We start from the raw sequence: 18,084 nt of genomic DNA on the forward strand, positions 1-18,084 counted from the left end.
GCCGGGACCGCTCCCGCGAGCCGGGCGCCGTCAGCGAGCCGGGTGCCGTCAGCGCGTCGATGCCCTCAGCGCGGCGTCCATGCGCGCCGCCAGCTCGGGGGTGTGCTCCCCGCTGAGCAGGACGTGGTGGGAGCCGGGGATCGAGACGACCCGGAGGTCCGGCGCGACCCGGCGCCACACGTAGAGCAGGTTGGCGATCACCGGCACCCGGAACCGGGCGCGGAAGTAGGTGACCGGCCCGGCGTGGGGCCGCAGCCGGTAGGCGTTGAACACCCGGTAGGCGGCCGTGAAGGTCTGCCGCTCCTCGTCCACCGGCGTCACGGCGCGGCCGAAGCGCCGGCGCAGGACCGCGAGCACCGAGTCCTCGACCATGCCGGGCACCAGGAGCGCGATCCACCACGCCACGGTCCGCAGCGCGCGGGAGACCCGGGACAGGTGGTCGAAGGGCGGCTCGGTGTCGAGCAGGCCGAGGAAGGTGACCGTCCGGCCGGCCGCGGTGAGCTGCCGGGCCATCTCGTAGGCGACCAGGCCCCCGAAGGAGTACCCCGCCAGCCGGACGTCCCCCTCGGGGAGCGTCTCCTGCACGCCGGCCACCAGCGGGGTGGCGATGTCCTCGATGGTGATGCCCTCGGTCGCGGCGATCCGGGGGTCGGACGTCAGGCCGTAGACCGGTGCCGAGGTCTCCAGCGCGTCCACCAGGGTGCGGTAGATGTCGACGTCCCCGAGGTAGCCGTGCACCAGGAACAGCGGGGTCTCGGCCGGGTCCCCGCGGCGCAGCACCTCGCACGGGGTGTCGGCCGTGGCCCCGGTGGTGACGGCCCGGGTCACCCCGCGCACGGACGGGTCGGCCAGGAAGTCCTCCAGCAGCAGCGGGCGGTCCAGCTCCAGCCGCAGTCGCCGCATCAGCGTCATCGCCTGGCGCGAGGTGCCGCCGGCGTCGGTGAAGTGGGCGTCGTCGGCCACCGGCCCGCCGAGCACCTCGGCGAAGACCCGCGCCACCGCGGCGTGGGTGTCGCCGTCCTCGGCCGGCACGGTCGCGGTCGCCGCGGCCTCCTGCGCACGCCGGGCCGCCGCGCCGATCGACTCCAGCGACCCGGGGTTCTTCAGCGCCGACAGGTTGCGGACCGGCTGGCCCGAGAGCACGGCCCGCGCCGCGCTCTCGGAGCGCTTGCCGTTGTGGGTCAGCGGGATCTCGTCGACCGCCAGGACCACCGACGGCACGTGCGCGGGTGACCCCTCCCGGCGCAGCCTGGCCCGGATCTCCCGGCTCAGCTCGTCGTCGAGCTCCGTGCCGCGCTGCAGCACGACCAGCAGCACCATGCGGCTGCTCCCCGGGGCGGCCGGGTCCTCGGTCTCGACGGCGACGGCGTCGGCGACGCCGGGCACCGCGCGGACGATCCGGTAGACCTCCGAGGGGCCGATGCGGATCCCGTTGACGTTGAGGACGCCGTCGGACCGACCGTGCAGCCGCGAGGAGCCGTCGGCGGCGATCTCGATGCGGTCGCCGTGGGTCCACGTGCCGGGGTGCTGCGTGAAGTAGGCGGCCCGGAAGCGCTCCCCGTCGGGGTCCCGCAGGAAGCGGACCGGCCGCGACGGGAAGGGGTTGCGGCAGACCAGCTCGCCGACCTCGTCGAGGACCGGTCGCTCGTCGTCGTCCAGCGCGGCCACGTCCAGCCCCAGGCTGAGCGACTGGCAGCGGCCCGGGCGCACCGGGACCTCGGGGTGGCCGAGCACGAAGCAGCCGACGATGTCCGTGCCGCCCGAGATGGACTGCAGCGGCACCGGGCCCACGTGCTCGGCGAGCCAGGCGAACTGCCAGTCGTGCAGGACGGCGCCGGTGGACAGCACCGCACGGATGGCGCTGACGTCGACGTCGGCCCGCGGGACGTAGCCCTCGTCCTGGCACAGCTGCAGGTAGGCGGGGCTGGTGCCCAACACGGTCACCCCGTGCCGCGCCGCCAGGCGCCAGAGCGTCTCCGGACCGGTGACCGGGCCGTCGTAGAGGACGACGTGCGCGCCGACGGACAGGGCCGACAGCTGCCAGTTCCACATCATCCACGCGGTGGTGGTGTGGAAGTACAGGACGTCGGTCGGCCGGAGGTCGACGTGGAGCCGGTGCTCCTTGACGTGCTCGAGGAGCGAGCCCCCGATCCCGTGCACCATCGCCTTCGGCGGTCCGGTGGTCCCGGAGGAGAAGAGGACCCAGAGCGGGTCGTCGAAGGCCACGCGCGGCCAGTCCGGCCCGGGGTCGTCGGCCGGCACCGCCGCCACCAGGTCGGCCAGGCGGGTGACGGGCAGCCCGGTGAGCTCGGGCAGCGGCCCGTCGTCGAGCAGGACCACCCGGCGGGTCGCCGGCAGCCCCGACACGACCTCCCGCAGCACCTCGTCGGCGGGCCGGTCCCCGCCGCCGAGACCCGAGCGGTCGACCAGCACGGTGGTGGCGTCGACCTGGCCGAACCGCCCGAGCAGGCTGCTGACCCCCATGTCGGGCGTGGCGGTCGACAGCGCCGCCCCGAGACCGGCAACGGCGAGTCCGGCGACGACGACCCGGGCGTTGTTGGCGGAGATCGCGACCACCGTGTCCCCGGCGCTCACGCCGGCGTCGGCCAGGGCACGCGAGGTCCGGCGGGCCGCCGTCCGCAGCTCCGACCGCGAGAACCGCTCGACCGAGCCGTCCCCGTGCACGGAGGTGAGCGCCGGCGACGCGTCGTCGACGCCGGGCAGCGGGCGCAGGAGGTTCTCGGCGTAGTTGAGCCGCACGTCCGGGAAGAAGCGGGCGGTCCACACGTCGTCCGACGTGCTCACCGTGTCCGCGGACCCCTCCCACGCCAGGTCCGCCCAGTCGAGGAAGGTGCGCCAGAAGTCCCGGTAGGAGTCCACCGACCACGCGTGCAGCGCCGTGGCGGTGGGGAGCGGGCGGCCGGCGACGGACTCGCAGCGCAGCCTGAGGTCCGCGACCTGGTGCACCCGCGCCGGCGCGCGCACCTCGTCCGGTGCGGTGCCGAGCTCCGTCATCTCCTACCTCCTGGCATCAGGGCCACCGGGCCGAGCGCGTCCCGGTCCGGCGGGAGGTCAACGGGCAGCCGGCGGATCCCGGTTCCCCAGGTACCCGACACGGCCTCCGCCGCGACGTCCCACCGGGGGGCGGCGAGGTCGACTCCGCGCACGGCGACGGGCGCGGCTCCGGAGGCGACGTCAGGGCGGGCGGTTCTCCCGCGGACCATCCGAATGACCATCACGCTCCGTGTGCGGGTTCGTCGACCCAGCGTAGTGGACGTCAAGCTAGTCGCTGGTCCGACCACTGCCAAGGCCGCTCTGAGCCGAGCATGGGCGCTCGACGGGCCCGGGTGCCCGTGCGCGGTCGTGCACTCACCCCGACGGATGACCCGCCGCTGCCGGGCCGGGTGGGGACGGCGACCACGATCGGAGGACCGAGGTGGGTCCCGCCGGTACCGGGCCGTTACCGTCGTCGGGTCCAGCCCGCAGGAGGAACGGTGTCCATGTCTGCCCCCGCGTCCGGTCCACCCGTCGCCGGCCCCGCCCGCCGCGCGGGTGCCGTCGCGTCCGTCTTCGAGGCCGTGGTGGCCCAGCGGGGCGGTGCGACCGCGGTGAGCGGACCGGACTCGTGCCTGAGCTTCGAGGAGCTCGGCGCGCGGGCACGGGCAGCCGCCGGCCGGATCGCCGCCCTCGTGCCGCCGGAGGCCGCACCCGGTGCGCCGGTGGCCGTCCTGGCGACCCCCGCCCCGGAGCTGGTCGTCGCCGTCTTCGGCGTGGTGCTCACCGGCCGGCCGCTGGTCGTCCTCGACCCGCAGCTGCCGACCGGGCGCCTCCAGCAGATCCAGGAGATGGCCGGAGCCGCGATCGCCGTGGTCGAGGGCCGGCTCGCGGCGCGCGCCGAGGAGGTCGGGACCTTCCCGGTCGTGACCGACCTCGACGCCCTCGTCGCCCCGCCGGGCCCGGAGGACGTCGCCCCGGCCGACGGGTCCGGGGAGCCCCCGGCGGCGCCCGGGCCGGACAGCCCGGCGACCATCGTCTTCACCTCCGGGTCCACCGGCCGGCCGAAGGGGGTCGTCCACGGCCAGGCGTTCGTCGTGGCGGAGGCCGCCATCACCGCCCGGTACATGGACCTGACGGCGGAGGACCGGGTCGGCCTCGTCCTGCCGCCGTCCTTCGCCCTCGGGGAGCACGCCCTCTTCGGCGCCCTCCTGAACGGGGTGGGCCTGCACGTCTACGACCCCCGGGACCGTGGCATGCGGGGCCTGCCCGCCTTCCTGCGGGAGCAGGGGGTGACGGTCCTGACGATGACCCCGTCGCTGCTGCGCGCCCTGACCGGTGTGCTGTCGCCGGGTCAGCGGCTGGACGACCTGCGGCTGGTGGCCACCGCCGGCGAGGCGCTGCAGGGACGTGACGTGCGGGCGGCCCGGGACCGCCTCGGGGAGGTCACGATCATGAACCACCTGGGCTCCTCCGAGACCGGGCAGCTGTCGTTCGCGCCCCTCCTGCCCGCCGACCCGGTGGGCGACGGCCCGGTCCCCGCCGGGTACGTGGCGGAGGAGAAGGAGATCCAGGTCCTCGGGGAGGACGGTCGCGCGGTCCCGCCCGGCGAGGTCGGCACGCTGCACGTCCTGGGCACCCACCTGGCGAGCTACCTGACCGGGAGCGCGGACGGCCCGTTCGGTCGCGCGGAGGACGGCCGGGCGACCTTCCGCACGGGTGACCGGGGCCGCTACGACGAGCACGGTGTGCTGCACCAGCTGGGCCGCACCGACGACGCGGTGAAGGTCAACGGCTACCTCGTCGAGCCCTCCGAGGTCGAGACGGCCCTGCGCGGCCTGACCGGCGTCGCGGACGCGGCCGTCGTCGCGGTGCGGCACGACACCGGCACCGGCCTCGTCGGCTACGTCGCACCGAGCAGCGACCAGCGCACCCCCTCGCCAGCGCAGTTGCGCCGCGAGCTGGTCGCGCTGCTGCCGAGCTGGATGGTCCCCGCCGAGCTGGTGCTGCTCGACGAGCTGCCGCGCAACGAGCGGGGCAAGGTCGACCGCGGGGCGCTGCCCCCGCCCGTCCGGCCCGAGCCCGAGCCGCCCCAGGGGCACTGGGAGCAGGTCGTGGCCGGGCTGTTCGAGTCCGTCCTGCACCGCTCCGGTGTCGGCCGGGACGAGACCTTCACCTCCCTGGGCGGGGACTCCCTCAGCGTCGAGGAGATGCTCACCCGTCTCGGGGAGGAGCACGGTGTCGTGCTGACCTCCGGGGACGTGGCGGAGAACGCGACGGTGCGCCAGCTCGCCGCGGTCGTGGCGCGGTCCCGGGCGGGCGACGCCGGCGGCGCGCGGGTCCGGTCCGGGCGCCGGCGCGCCAGCGTGGTCGCCCTGCGGCAGTCCGGGTCCCGCCTCCCCGTGCTGTGCTTCGCCGGGGCCGGGGCCGGGGGCCAGGCGTTCCTCCCCCTGGCCGAGGTGCTGGGTGACGACCAGCCCGTGTACGCCTTCCAGCCGCACGGGTTCGAGGAGTGGGGCCTGCCGGACTACTCCATCGGCATGGCGGCGCGCCGGCACCTGCGCCGGTTGCGGGCGATCCAGCCGCACGGGCCGTACCGGCTGGTGGGCCACTCCATGGGCGGGCTCGTCGCCCTGCAGGTCGCCCGGCGCCTGGCCGCCGCCGGCGAGCGGGTGGACTCGGTGACGCTCGTCGACACCGTCCTGCCCCAGCGGCTGGTCGAGCGGGCCTGGCCCGCCGAGGCGACCGCGGCCGGGGAGCGCCCGACCGTGGCCCCCCTGCCCGGCGACGACAAGTACGGTCCGCCGACGACGAGGCGCGAGCTGTGGCGGCGGCGGGTCCTGGCGCTCGCGACCGCGGTGCTGCCCCCGGGCGGGGCGCGCATGGAGGGCATGCTCGAGCTCGGGGTGCGGGTGTCGCTCCTGCACCACCCGCAGCCGTGGGACGGCCGCGTGGACGTCTACGTCAGCCACCTCAACGAGGCCAGCCTCGTCGTGTGGGAGCAGCTGCTGGTCGGGGACGTCCGGATGACCACCCTGCCCGGTGAGCACAACTCCCTGCTGCGGACGCCGTACGTGGAGCAGATCGCGCGCGGCCTCGCCACCGACGGCGACACGGCTCCCTGACCGCGGCGCCCGCCCGGGACCGACCGGGCGGGTGCCGACCGGCGTCGAGACCTCACCCGCGGTGACGGACGGCCGCAACATGATCGCGCTCACTCGATCGTGGATCTCCAGGTGTGTCACAGTTTCATCGGGCAACATCTTCGCCGTGATCGGAGCGGATCCGCGGGGGAGCGCCCTCGCCACGACAGCGCGGTCGTCGCCGAGCACGACACCGAACGCTGAGCACTGCGGAGGACGCCCGTGCTGAACCTGTCATCCAGCCCCGCCGGGAACGCGGTGGTCGCCGTGGCGCACCCGGCGCCGCACCGCCCCGCGGAACCGACGGTCTCGGTGGTCATCGCCTGCTACACCGAGGCGCGGTGGGCGGGGATCACCGCCGCCGTCCGGTCGGCGCTCGACCAGGACCGGCCACCGCTCGAGGTCGTCGTCGCCGTCGACCACGCCCCCGCGCTGCTGGACCGGGTCGAGCGGGCGTTCCCCGAGGTCCGCGTCGTCCCCAACACCACCGCACGCGGTGCCTCCGGCACCCGGAACGCCGGGGCGCGGGCCGCGCGGGGCGACGTCGTCGCCTTCCTGGACGACGACACCCGGGCGGCACGCACCTGGCTGCGCACCCTCGTCCGCGGCCTGCAGGAGACCCCCGGGGCCGTCGGCGTCGGGGGACGGGTCGAGGCGGACTGGCCCCGCGGTGTCGTGCCCCGCTGGTTCCCCCCGGAGTTCCTCTGGGTGGTCGGCGCGTCCTACGAGGGGATGCCGACCCGGCGCAGCGAGGTGCGCAACGTGTGGAGCGAGAGCATGGCCGTCTGGCGCGAGGACTTCGCCCGGGTCGGCGGCTTCCGCGACGGCTTCGGGAAGCTGGGGGCCGCGTCCAGCCCGGAGGACACGGAGTTCTGCATCCGCGCGGCCGCCGTGACCGGGCGGACCTGGCTCTACGTCCCGGAGGCCCAGATCGTCCACGACGTCCCCGCCGCCCGGGCCGGCTGGAGCTACTTCGTCCGCCGCTGCTACGAGGAGGGTCGGGGCAAGGCCGCGATGGCCGCCCTGGACCAGGGGAGTGCGCTCGGCGAGGAGCGCGGCCACGTGCTGGGGGCCATCCCGCGCGGGGTGTGGCGCGACCTGCGCCGTGTCCTCCGCGGGGACGGGTGGGGCCTGGCCCGCGTGGCCACCACCGGGGTGGGCCTGCTGGCCGCCGCCTGGGGGTACGCCGCCGGCCGGACCACCGCGGCCCGGGCCGGCGCCTGACGCGCGGGACGCCGGTGACCGGCCCGAGGCCCGGTCACCGGCGTCCGCGTCCCGCTCAGGCCGGTGCGTAGATGGTGACCCAGTCGACCTGCATGGTCGTCGTCCGCGGGTTGCCCACGCCGCAGCCGAAGGCGCCACCGCCGCCCTGGCAGCCGCCGGGCTGGGTCTGGATCGCCAGGTGCATCGCCTCGCTCGGCACGCCCTGGTGCACCGTCGTCGCCCACGGCCGGCCGTCGAGGGTGTAGACGAGGCGGCCGGGGGACCACTCGACGCCCATGGTGTGCCACTGCGTCAGGTCGACGGCGACCCGCTCGCCGACCATCGCGTTGTTCCCGCCGTAGTGCAGCGTGGCCGTCGTGCCGCTGCGGTTGCCGCCGGCGTCCTCGGCGAAGTCGATCTCCGGCGGCCAGCTCGGGCCGTCCGGCCAGAGCAGTGCGGCGTACTTGATCTCATCGCCCGCGTCGACGCGGAACCGCATCTCCCACTTGCCGTAGGTCTGGCCGATCCGGCTGGCCAGCCCGCCGCTGACCCACTGGCCGTTCAGCAGCTCGTTGCGCAGCTGCAGGAACCCGCCGCTCACCGAGACCTGGGAGGGCGACCAGGTGCCGTACGGGGAGCCGCCGGGCTGGCCGGAGTAGGTGCGCCACTGGGAGCCCAGCGTCGAGCCGTCGAACCCGTCGGTGAAGACCTGCCGCCACCCGGTGACGTCGCCCGTGGGCGCCGGGACGCCCGCCCCGCCGGTCGTCGTCGCGGACGGCGCCGGTGCCGCCGCCTGCGGGGCCGGGGTGGGCGACGGGGTCGTGGCCTGCGGCGCGGGGGCGGCGGGCGGCGTGGACGCGGGAACCGGCGGGGGTGCGGGAGCCGGCGTGGTCGGCGGCGGAGCGGGCTGCGTGGTGGGCGGCGTGGCCGGCGGCGGAACGGCCTGCGGAGCCGTCGCTGCCGGCGGTCCGGACCGCCGCGTCGAGGCGGGGGACTCGTTGCGCGGCCGGCGCTGCGAGGTCTCGTCGTTCCCCCAGACGCGCCACCACGAGGCGGCCTCGACCACGGAGTCGGTCGCCGTGGCGTCCTCCGGTGCGTCCAGCGACAGGGCCACGAGGCTGCTGGCGGCCGTGCAGGCGGCCGTCAGGGCGATGAGGCGGATGGCGAGGCGCTTCCTCACGTCTCGGGGTCGGCCGGATGCACGGTGTGACGACATAGCTGGGAGTAAACATGTCGACACGGTGAGCTGTGAAGAGTGGACAGGGTGGTACGGACCACTTCGTCTCTCCCGGGCACCGCGCGCACCAGTGGTCACACGCGTCCCTCGGCCGGGCCGGGGAGCACGGGCCGGCCGGGTCGCCCGTCCGGGGGCCGGGTGTCGTCCGATCCTGTCGTGTGCCCCACACCACCTGATCCCGCCGGTCCGGCCCCGTATCCTGGGATGATCATGTCGTCGCACGTTCGAGCCGCCGGGTCGCACGCCGAGGTCGGCCCGCCCCGCCGCGCCCCCCGCCGCCGGGTGGGTGGCTGGCTCGCCGCCACCACCGTGCTGGGCCTCCTCGCGTCCTGCACCACGGGCGGCTCGGAGCCCCCGTCGGCCGGTTCGGAGGCCCCGCCGACCGGCCTGGACGACGGTGAGCCCCTCCCCTCGACCGCAGCCGAACGCCTCGGCTGGCGGCAGTTCGACGGCGACGAGTTCGACGACGGGCAGCTCGACCCCGCCGACTGGCGGCTCTACGGGGGCGCGGGCGCCAACAACATCGGGGTCCGCAGCCCGGACGCGGTCTCGCTGCGGCAGGGCCAGCTGGTGATCACCGCCTGGCAGCAGTTCTCCGGTGGGCTCGCGTGGCACGGCGAGCCGGCCACCACGTACGGCAGGTGGGAGTTCCGGGCCAGGGTCGAGGAGGGCACGGGGTACGCGCCGGCCATCCTCCTGTGGCCGGACTCGGACAACTGGCCGATCGACGGCGAGATCGACGTGATGGAGATCGTCGCCGGCGACCGGGGGATCAACCACACGACCGTCCACTACGGCGCGAACGACATGCGGATCGACAGCACGGTGGACGGCGACTTCACCCAGTGGCACAACTACGCCGTCGACTGGCAGCCGGACAGCATCACCGTCTACCTCGACGGTGAGGAGGTCTTCCAGACCACCGAGCCGGCGGCCATCCCGCACGGCCCGATGCACCTGGCCATCCAGCTCGACGTGGGACCGCAGGGCACGTGGATCCCCGCTCCGGACGAGACCACCCCGGAGACGGTGAGCCTCTACGTGGACTGGGTCCGGATGTACCGCTGAGCGCCGGGGAGGTCGTGTCCGGCGGACCGGGTGCGGCCACGGGTCCCCGCGGGCGGCGGCGCGCCCGCTGCGCCGCGGGGCTGCTCGGAGCCCTCGCCGGACTGACGGCCGGCGTCGGCCTGGCCGCGCACCACCACCTCTCCGGCACCAGCCTCCTGGTCGCGGTGAGCGCCTTCTCCACCCACCTGCTGGCCCTCGCCCCGGTGTCCGTCGCCCTGCTCGCCGCGGGCCGGCGGTGGACCGGCGCCGCACTGGCCGCCGCCCTGACCGCCGCGGCCGTCGCGGCCGTGGCGCCCACCCACGCGGGCGACCCGGTGGACGTCCCCGGCGGGCGGTCGCTGTCGCTGCTGACGGCGAACGTGCGGCTGGGCGAGGTCGACGCCGAGGGCCTCGTGGCCGCCGTGGAGCGCTCCGGCGCGGACGTCGTGAGCCTGCAGGAGCTCACCCCGCGCCTGCGCCGGCAGCTCCAGGCAGCGGGCCTCGACGAGCTCCTGCCGCACAGCCTCGTCGAGGCCGCCCCCGGTGCGGACGGCATCGGGCTGTGGAGCCGCACCCCGCTGACCGACGAGGCCCGTCACGACGAGCTGACCTTCCCCGCGGTGTCGGCCCGGGTCGTCCTGCCCGACGGGCGGCCGGGCCCCACCGTGCTCGGTGTCCACGTGGCCGGCCCCTGGCCGCAGGCGGCCGACGACTGGGTCCGGGACATGGCCAAGCTGCCGGCCCTGCTGCAGGGCATCGCCCGGGAGGCCGACGCCGGGGACTCCGCCGTCCTCGTCGGCGGTGACTTCAACGCGACGTGGGGCAACGCCCAGTTCCGCGACCTGCTGCAGGACGGTTACCGGGACGTGGCCGAGCAGCTCGGCGCGTCCTGGACGGCGACCTTCCCGGCCGGCACGGCGGTCCCGCCGCTCATCGGCATCGACCACGTCCTGGTGCGCGGCGCCGGTCCGCAGGACCTGCGCACGGTGACCGTCCCGGGCTCCGACCACCGGGGGCTGCTGGCGACCGTCGGCCTGCCCACGGGCTGACCCGCGCGGCGGCGACGCCGGGCCGGCGGAGCCGGACGCCCCCCGGACCTCCGACGGCCCTCGGACCTCCGACGGCCCTCGGACCTCCGACGCTCCTCAGACCTCCGACGCGATGGCGGCCCGCCGGTGGCCCGGGTCGTCCACGCGCACCAGCTCCGCGGGGACACCGAGGACGACGCCCCACTCGGGCACGTCCCGCAGCACCAGCGACAGCGCGCCGACGCGGGCGTGCGAGCCCACGTGCACGGCGCCGACGACGACGCACCCGGCCCCGAACTCGACGTCGTCCCCGGCGCTGGCGACGCCCTTCTCCGAGCCGTCCCGCCGGACCACGTTGCCGATCGTGACGTGCTGCCGGAGCACGCAGTCGGCCCCCAGGCGCACACGGGGGTTGAGCACGATGCCGTGCGGGTGGAAGACGCGCAGCCGAGGTCCCACCTCGAGCTCGGGCGGGAGCTCGACGCCCACGAACAGCGAGGTGAACAGCGAGTAGCCGAAGGCCAGGGCCCGGCCGGGCAGACCCCAGTGGCGCACCGCCCACTGGGCGGTGCGGAACGCCAGGAGCAGCAGGCGGGAGTCCGGGTACCCGGCGTTGACCGCCCAGTCCTGGGTCGCCCAGCGGCGGAACCCCGGGCCGGGGACGGCGTCGCTCACGGCGCGCCGCCCTCGAAGCGGACGATCAGCGCGTCGTCGTTCTCGTACTCGGTGGTCCACCCCGGCGCGCCCGCGACGGCCTCCTCGAGCCGCTGGAGGGACCCGTCGGCCACCAGGCCGTAGTACTCGGAGTACTCGACCATGCTGCGGGTGATGACCAGGTACGGCCGCTCACCCTGGGTCGCCATGAACTCCTCGACCGCGGGCAGCCCGCCCTCGTCGAGCAGCTCCCCGCCCAGGCCGGCGAACGTGATGAGATCCGGGTCGCCGCCGGAGGACGGCACCCCGAAGGCGTTGTAGTCGGCCGTGAGGCGCCCGGGCGCGTTCTGGGCCCCGATCACGAGCGTGCTGCGCTGCTCCCCGTTCTCGTAGAGCCACCGCATGGCCGCCACCTCGTCCTCCGAGAAGGTCGACCAGGCCAGGGTGCCGTGCAGCCCCTGGATGCTGGCGAGCGAGACGGCGACCAGGACCACGGCCAGCGCCGGGGCGAGGACGCGCGCCCACCGGATGCGCAGCACCGCCTGGGCGATCAGGAAGGCGGTGAAGGGCAGGGAGAACAGGTAGACGCGGTAGATGGCCTCGCCGCCGTAGCTCTGCCCGAGCAGGATGAGGAAGGGTGCGAACGCCAGGGCGGCCGGCACCAGCACCCGGCCGGGCGTGCGCCAGGACACCAGCACCGCGAGGGCGCCGGCCAGCCAGATGCCCAGCGCGAGCGCGGAGGCGACCGTGCTGGTGAACACCTGGCCCGCGGTGCCGGTCGTCGTCGAGACGACGCCGCCGGCGTTCTCCCAGAACCGCAGGCTGTCGAGCAGGCCGTAGGCGCTGTTGATGAACTCGAAGCGCGGGAGCAGGTAGGCCACGGCGATGACGAGGCAGCCGAGGACCGTCCACCGGGGCCGGACCGTCCCCAGCGCCGTGAGCAGCACGAAGGCCGCGACGAGCATGTACGGCGACAGCTGGTGGGCGATGGTGACGGTGGCGAAGAGCACGTACAGCAGGGCCAGCGCGGCCCAGCGGCTCCGCTGCGCCACCGGGGTCACCGGCTCGGCCCCCCGCGCCGTCCACGCCTTGAGCCGCCGCAGCCACGACGGCCCGCGGCGCCACTCCGTCGGGGTCCGGCGCAGCCAGGCGAGCACGACGAGCACGCAGCCCAGGCTCAGGTGGAAGGCGTACGCCTGCGGCGACAGGTAGGCGGTGCCCACCCACAGCCCCGCGTGGAAGAGGAAGACCGTCAGGAACGCCACCCGGCGGTCCTCGGACAGGGTCCGGGCGATGGCGAAGACGGGCAGGCAGACCAGCAGGCTGGAGGCGAACGGGGCCCAGGCCGCCAGCGTCAGCGTGCTCACGCCGGTGAGGTCGCCGAGGGCGGCCACCGCCGTGAACAGGGCCGGCCACTGCTGGTAGATGTCGCGGGGGTCGGTGACGCCGTTGCCCTCGCGGAACCACTCGACGACGCCGAGGTGCTTGTAGGTCCAGGCGTACTCGGGGTTGGTGTAGAGGATCGGCACGGTCGCGTCGATGACCGCCACGAGGCCGACCACCCCGGCCACCAGCACCCAGGTGCGCCGCTGGTCGAACAGCTCCAGGACGAACCCGGCGCACAGCAGCGCCAGGCCGGCGTAGAACAGCGGGCCGACGAGGGCCAGCAGGCCGTAGTCCGACCGCGTCGCGGTGTCGACCTGCGTGAGGCTCCCCGCCCACGAGGCCAGGCCGGCGAGGACGACGAGGGGCGCCAGTGCCCGGCGGACCAGCGACGCCCGCTCCCGGCGCGGGGTGCCGCCGCTGGCGGAGGCGGGGAGGGCGTCGGGGGTGCCGGCGTCGGCGAAGGCGCGGGTCATCGGCCGGTCCTCCGCGTCCGCAGGAGCGCGACCGCGCAGGACGCGACGGTGCCGGCCGCGAGGACCAGCAGGAGGGTGGTCGGTGACCACGCGTTGAGCCACGCCATGACGGCGGAGCCGATGCCCCAGACCGCCAGCGACAGCACGTTGGTCAGCGCCCACGCCGTCGACTGCCGCGAGGTCGCCACGTGGGCCAGGACGGCCGCTCCCGGACCCGCGCAGACGAAGGCGAGCACCGTCACGAGGCGCACCACCTGCGGGGCGTCGACGGCGACCGCCAGGGCCGCGGCCACGGCCGTGGCGATGCCGGCCCAGGCGACGAGCGTCCGGGTGAAGGGGCCGGTGCGGTCCCGGATGCGGAGGGACACGTCCGGCGCTCCGGTGGGTGCACTGGTGGAGCTCATGCGGTGACCTCTCTCGCGCGGGTCCTGCTGGGGTCGACCTCGCGGACACGCCGGGCGGGGACGCCGGCGTAGACGCCGTGGGGCAGGCAGTCGGCCGCCACGACGGCTCCCGCCGCCACGACCACGTCGTCCCCGATCGTCACACCGGGCAGGACGGTGACCCGGGCCCCGAGCCACACCCGGTCCCCGATCACCACGGGCAGGCCCCGGGCCTGCGACCGCCACGTCCCGCCCGGACCGCGGTGGTCCGAGGTGATGATCATCGTCTGCATGCCGACGGCGCAGTCGACGCCGATCTCGACCGGGGCGACGGCCTCGACGAAGCACTGCAGGTTCAGGTAGCTGCGCGCCCCGATCCGGACGTTGCGCGGATCGCCCTCGAAGCGGCAGGCGGGGCTGACCACGAAGGAGTCGACCGCCATCCCGCCGAGCCGGTAGAGCGTGCGGCGCAGGGCCTTGGGGACGGCGAAGGAGGCCGCCACCCGGTTGAACCAGAGGTTGCGCCGGAAGACGCGCGCGTCCAGGCGCAGTTCCGCCACCAGCAGCCGGAGGTCGGACCCGCGCAGCAGGCTCCGGCGGGCGGGGGCCGACGTGGTCACGACGCCCCCTCGGGCCGGGCGGGCACCTCGGTCTCGGCCGCCCGCGGCCGGCCGGCGCTGGCCACGAGCTCCCGGTACAGCCGCCGCCCGATCGGCAGGACGGCGAGCGCCGTGACGACCTCCGCGGCCAGGTACACCAGCGCGAGCCCCTCCACGCCGAAGGAGGGCAGGCCCACGGCGGTGACCGCGAGGAACACCACCGCCTTCACCGCCAGGGCCGTCACCAGCGGCCGCAGCCGCTTGCGCGCCACGCTCAGGGCGGTGAAGACCACGAACCCGGCGCTGAAGGGGAAGGACAGGGCGATGATGCGCAGCAGCGTCGTCCCCTGGCTCGCGTACTCGGAACCGAGCAGGGCGAGCAGCAGGGGAGCGGCGAGCACCGACACCGACGTCGCCGCGACGCTCACCAGCGCGGTGAGGCGCATCGACCGCTTGATCAGCCGCCGGAAGGCCCCCGCGTCGCTGGAGTACTCCACGACGAAGGCCATGGCGATGCTCCACACCAGCGTCCCGAAGGCGACGCTGATGTACCACGGGACGTAGAAGTAGGCGGCCGCCTCGCTGCCGAGCTCGGCGGAGACGAGCACGGGCGGCAGCAGCGAGACGCAGCTGGCCAGCGCACTGGCCGCGTAGTCCCCGGCCACGAACCCCTTGATGGAGCTCCAGCCGACGTCGGCCGACCTCGTGGACGTCGCCACGTGCCGGGGGACCAGCCGGCGGAACACGAAGGCGTTGACCACCAGGACGGCCAGCAGGGTGGGCACCACCAGCGCGGCGAGCGCACCCCAGCGGCTGGACAGGAGCACCAGCGGGAACAGCAGCGCCACGCGGAGCAGCCCGGCCACCAGGTTCTCCAGGGGCACCCACACGGCGCTGCCGAGCGCGGTGAGCGCGCCGTCCTGGACCAGGAACAGGGCGTAGCACAGCGTCGCGCCCACGAAGACCAGCGGGACGAACCACTCGTCGCCGAGGATGGCGCTGCCGAAGCCCAGGGCGACGAAGCCGAGCGTGACCACCAGGCCCATGCCCAGCGCCAGGCCGTAGGCGCGGGCGATGAAGCCGCCGGTCGCGCGGCCGGCCTGGGGGACGAAGCGGAGCAGCACGCTGACGATGTTGAGCTGGGCCAGCCCCGCCAGGAAGGTGATGGCGGACAGGGCCGACGACGCCTCACCGACCGCCGAGGCCGGCAGCACGCGGGCGGCCACGATCCAGAACACGATGCCCAGGACACCGGTGAGGACCGTGGAGGCCATGAGCGCCACGGCGTTGAGCTCCATGGCCCGGCGCTTGCGCGGGGCCGCGGTGGCGGTCACGAGGTCTCCTTCGAGCGGGCCGTGAGGTAGGCGCGGGGCCCGGACACCATGCCCCGGAGGCGCAGCCGGCGGAGCTCCGCCGGGAGGCCCTCGAGCAGGGTGGTCACCCCGGGGTCCCGGGGGCGGAGCCGGCCGCGGACCACCGTGAGCACCGCGTGTGCCAGGCCGATCAGGTGGCGGGGGTCGCGCGCGACGACGGCCGTCAGCAGCGCGGTGAACCCCGTCCCGTAGCCGGCCATCTGGCGGGCGAGCTCCGCGTCGGTGCGGCGGTGCGCGTGGCTGGTGATCGCCGTGGGCTCGTACCCGAGCACCCGGCCGGAGGCCAGCATCCGGACGACCATGTCGACGTCCTCGCCGCCGCGGCTGGGCGTCCCGGTGCCGAGCGCCTCGTCGAAGGGCCCCTGCGCGCGCAGGGCGGCGGCCCGGAAGGCCATGTTCGCGCCCATGAAGGTGCCCAGCTGGTAGAGCGAGTGCGTGCGGACGGTGCGCAGGGCGCCGTCCACCCGCCGCTGGACCAGGACCCGGTAGCGCGCCGGGTGCCAGGACCACGCGCGGGGGCGCTCGACGCGGAAGGTCTCGGCGACGAGCACCTTCGCCGCCCCGCCGCTGTGGTGCTCGAACAGCTCCTGCGCCGGGGTCTCCAGCTCGCTGGGGAGCACCAGGCCGCCGAGGCCGTCGACCCCCGGCTCCGCCGCGAACCGCTCGGCCAGTGCCCGGGTCCAGTGCCGGTCGGCCTCGACGTCGTCGTCGGTGAAGGCGACCACGTCGCCCACGGCCTCGGCGACGCCGCGGTTGCGCGCCGCCGAGATCCCGGGGACGGGCTGGCGGAGCAGGCGCACCCGCGGGTCGTCGAGCTCCGGCACGCTGCCGGCGGCATCGCCGTCGGAGGTGCCGTCAGGAGTGCCGGGCCGGTTGTCGACGACGAGCACCTCGACCGGCGGGAGCTCCTGGTCCAGCAGCGCACGCAGGCAGCGGGAGAGCCCGGCGGGGCGCTCGAGCATGGTCGGGATGACCACGGAGACGCTCGGCAGCGCAGCCCCGGCCGTGACCGGGGCGTCCGCCGCGGAGGGCTCCACCAGCCGCTGCAGGGCGGCGTCGAGGGTGGCGCGGTCGAGCGCCTCGGGCAGGGGGAGGGGAACCAGCCCCACGGGGCGCGCCCCCCGCCGCGCGACGACGAGCACGGCTCCGTACCGGGCGGCGTCCGCGTCGTCCAGGAGCGGACCGCCGCCGCCGTCGAGGTCCCGGTGGACGACCCTGGTCGGCCGCCATCCGTCGTCCCCGGTGGGTGACCCCGCCGCCGGGAGGGCCGCGGCGCGCCGGTCCAGCCGCCGCTGGCGGAGGTAGGCCCCGGGTCCGCGGAGCATGCCGGCCCGGTTCGCCGACAGCAGCTCGGCGGGGAAGTCCGCCGCGAGTCCGGAGACGCGCAGGCTGTCGGAGCTGGTCATGTCCCGCACCGCCCTGCCGGCCAGCGCCGCCAGCCGGAGGAGGACGAGCGGTGAGTCGACGACCAGGGAGGTGTAGAAGGCGGTGAGGCCCGTGCCGTACCCCTCCATCTGCCGGCGGAGCCCGGCGAGGTCGCGGCGGTGGTGGTGCCGGGTGACGGCACCGGGGTGGTAGAGCGTGCGGTGCCCCGAGCGCAGCAGGTCGGTGAACACCCGCGTGTCCTCCGCGCCGTGGGTCAGGGTGCCGGCGCCGAGCGCGACGTCGAAGCCGCCGACGGCCCGCAGCGCCGCGGTGCGGAACGCCATGTTGGCGCCGACCCCGAAGGGGGGCAGCGGGTAGAGGGGACTCTGGCGGTCCCCGCTGCCCGGCCCGAACTCGGCCGGCGTGAACCCGCGGCCCTTGCTGTGCCCGCCGAACTGCTCGAACCAGACCTGCGCGCGGGTCGCCAGCTCGGCGGGGACGACCAGCCCGGACACGGCGGCGGCGTGCGGCCGCTCGGTCAGGGCGCGGGTCAGCTCCGACAGCCACATCGGGTCGGCGACCTCGTCGTCGTCGATCCAGGCGACGACCTCGCCCTCCAGCGGCTCCTGCAGGGCCCGGTTGCGGGCCCGGGACAGGCCGGGCCGCGGCTCGACGACGTACCGGACGTCCAGCCGGCCCGCGAAGCGCGCGACCACGTCCGCGGTGGCGGTGCTGACCGGCGCGTTGTCGACCACCCAGACCGCGAAGTCGGGGTGGTCCTGCGCGGTCAGGCTCTCCAGGCAGGCGGCCAGCGCCTCGGGCCGCTCCCTCGTGCACAGCACGACGCTGGCGCGCGGGGCGACGGCCAGGTGGCGGGCGTGCAGCTCGCCGAAGCCGGGACCGCCGGCGCGACGGCGGCGCACGACGTCGCCCCAGCGCTCGTCCAGGAGCCGCCGGAGCTCCTCGGCCGGCAGTCCCCCGTCCGGGAGGGACACGACCTCCCAGCCCACGGGCTCGCCGTCCAGGCGCAGCAGCAGCCAGGCCTCGTCCGCGGTCGACCCGTCCGGAGCCGTGCGCTGCAGCGGACCCACCGGGTCCGAGAGCTCCACGTCCAGCACGTGTGCCGCGATGGTGTGGACCGCCGGAGCGGTGTCCTCGACCAGCGCCATCTCAGCTCGAACCGTCCGTTCCCCCAGTGC

At 75.6% G+C, this 18,084-nt stretch carries 12 protein-coding genes; 4 read left to right on the top strand and 8 right to left on the bottom strand.

The window, feature by feature from the left end; genetic code table 11:
• Window positions 1-48: 48 nt before the first annotated feature.
• Window positions 49-3,015: an acetoacetate--CoA ligase gene (locus tag LY71_RS13650; protein ID WP_106278410.1), complete on the bottom strand. Its 2,967-nt coding sequence runs from the start codon at window positions 3,013-3,015 to the stop codon at window positions 49-51.
• Between the two features lie 485 nt (window positions 3,016-3,500).
• On the opposite strand from LY71_RS13650, the gene LY71_RS13660 reads away from it, so the two are divergent.
• Window positions 3,501-6,119: an alpha/beta fold hydrolase gene (locus LY71_RS13660; protein WP_170121354.1), complete on the top strand. Its 2,619-nt coding sequence runs from the start codon at window positions 3,501-3,503 to the stop codon at window positions 6,117-6,119.
• Window positions 6,120-6,359: 240 nt separating this feature from the next.
• On the top strand, window positions 6,360-7,361 hold the full coding sequence (locus LY71_RS13665) for a glycosyltransferase family 2 protein (protein WP_170121355.1): 1,002 nt from the start codon (window positions 6,360-6,362) through the stop codon (window positions 7,359-7,361).
• Window positions 7,362-7,416: 55 nt separating this feature from the next.
• On the opposite strand, the gene LY71_RS13670 is transcribed toward LY71_RS13665, so the two are convergent.
• Window positions 7,417-8,520: a glycoside hydrolase family 16 protein gene (locus LY71_RS13670; RefSeq protein ID WP_106278419.1), complete on the bottom strand. Its 1,104-nt coding sequence runs from the start codon at window positions 8,518-8,520 to the stop codon at window positions 7,417-7,419.
• 267 nt (window positions 8,521-8,787) lie between these two features.
• Here LY71_RS13670 and LY71_RS13675 point away from each other — a divergent pair, with 267 nt between their 5' ends.
• Window positions 8,788-9,645, top strand: a complete 858-nt coding sequence (locus LY71_RS13675; protein WP_170121356.1) for a glycoside hydrolase family 16 protein — start codon at window positions 8,788-8,790, stop codon at window positions 9,643-9,645.
• 14 nt (window positions 9,646-9,659) lie between these two features.
• Window positions 9,660-10,673: an endonuclease/exonuclease/phosphatase family protein gene (locus LY71_RS13680; protein WP_170121357.1), complete on the top strand. Its 1,014-nt coding sequence runs from the start codon at window positions 9,660-9,662 to the stop codon at window positions 10,671-10,673.
• A 96-nt stretch (window positions 10,674-10,769) separates the two neighbouring features.
• On the opposite strand, the gene LY71_RS13685 is transcribed toward LY71_RS13680, so the two are convergent.
• Genes LY71_RS13685 through LY71_RS13710 form a run of 6 tightly spaced genes read right to left on the bottom strand, consistent with a single transcriptional unit; the run spans window position 10,770 to window position 18,054 of the window.
• The gene (locus LY71_RS13685; RefSeq protein ID WP_106278423.1) at window positions 10,770-11,327 is read right to left on the bottom strand and encodes a serine acetyltransferase; all 558 of its coding nucleotides are present in this window, start codon (window positions 11,325-11,327) and stop codon (window positions 10,770-10,772) included.
• Entirely contained in the window at window positions 11,324-13,165 is a 1,842-nt protein-coding gene (locus LY71_RS13690; RefSeq protein WP_106278425.1) for a hypothetical protein, read from the bottom strand. The genes LY71_RS13685 and LY71_RS13690 overlap by 4 nt, the downstream gene beginning before the upstream one ends.
• Window positions 13,162-13,569: a hypothetical protein gene (locus tag LY71_RS13695; protein WP_106278427.1), complete on the bottom strand. Its 408-nt coding sequence runs from the start codon at window positions 13,567-13,569 to the stop codon at window positions 13,162-13,164. Before LY71_RS13695 ends, LY71_RS13690 begins: the two co-directional genes overlap by 4 nt.
• Complete coding sequence (locus LY71_RS13700) at window positions 13,566-14,168, bottom strand: acyltransferase (protein ID WP_245887883.1); 603 nt, start codon at window positions 14,166-14,168, stop codon at window positions 13,566-13,568. The genes LY71_RS13695 and LY71_RS13700 overlap by 4 nt, the downstream gene beginning before the upstream one ends.
• Complete coding sequence (locus LY71_RS13705) at window positions 14,165-15,481, bottom strand: lipopolysaccharide biosynthesis protein (protein ID WP_106278428.1); 1,317 nt, start codon at window positions 15,479-15,481, stop codon at window positions 14,165-14,167. Before LY71_RS13705 ends, LY71_RS13700 begins: the two co-directional genes overlap by 4 nt.
• On the bottom strand, window positions 15,478-18,054 hold the full coding sequence (locus tag LY71_RS13710) for a glycosyltransferase (RefSeq protein ID WP_106278430.1): 2,577 nt from the start codon (window positions 18,052-18,054) through the stop codon (window positions 15,478-15,480). Before LY71_RS13710 ends, LY71_RS13705 begins: the two co-directional genes overlap by 4 nt.
• Window positions 18,055-18,084: the final 30 nt, after the last annotated feature.

Origin of the sequence: Geodermatophilus tzadiensis (assembly GCF_003002915.1) — a bacterium.
Classification (GTDB): Bacteria; Actinomycetota; Actinomycetes; order Mycobacteriales; family Geodermatophilaceae; genus Geodermatophilus; species Geodermatophilus tzadiensis.

Excerpts from the sequence above, each read along its gene's own strand:
- LY71_RS13650 (WP_106278410.1), bottom strand. The coding sequence starts at position 3,015 with ATGACGGAGCTCGGCACCGCACCGGACGAGGTGCGCGCGCCGGCGCGG.
- LY71_RS13660 (WP_170121354.1), top strand. The coding sequence starts at position 3,501 with ATGTCTGCCCCCGCGTCCGGTCCACCCGTCGCCGGCCCCGCCCGCCGC.
- LY71_RS13675 (WP_170121356.1), top strand. The coding sequence starts at position 8,788 with ATGTCGTCGCACGTTCGAGCCGCCGGGTCGCACGCCGAGGTCGGCCCG.
- LY71_RS13690 (WP_106278425.1), bottom strand. The coding sequence starts at position 13,165 with ATGACCCGCGCCTTCGCCGACGCCGGCACCCCCGACGCCCTCCCCGCC.
- LY71_RS13695 (WP_106278427.1), bottom strand. The coding sequence starts at position 13,569 with ATGAGCTCCACCAGTGCACCCACCGGAGCGCCGGACGTGTCCCTCCGC.
- LY71_RS13710 (WP_106278430.1), bottom strand. The coding sequence starts at position 18,054 with ATGGCGCTGGTCGAGGACACCGCTCCGGCGGTCCACACCATCGCGGCA.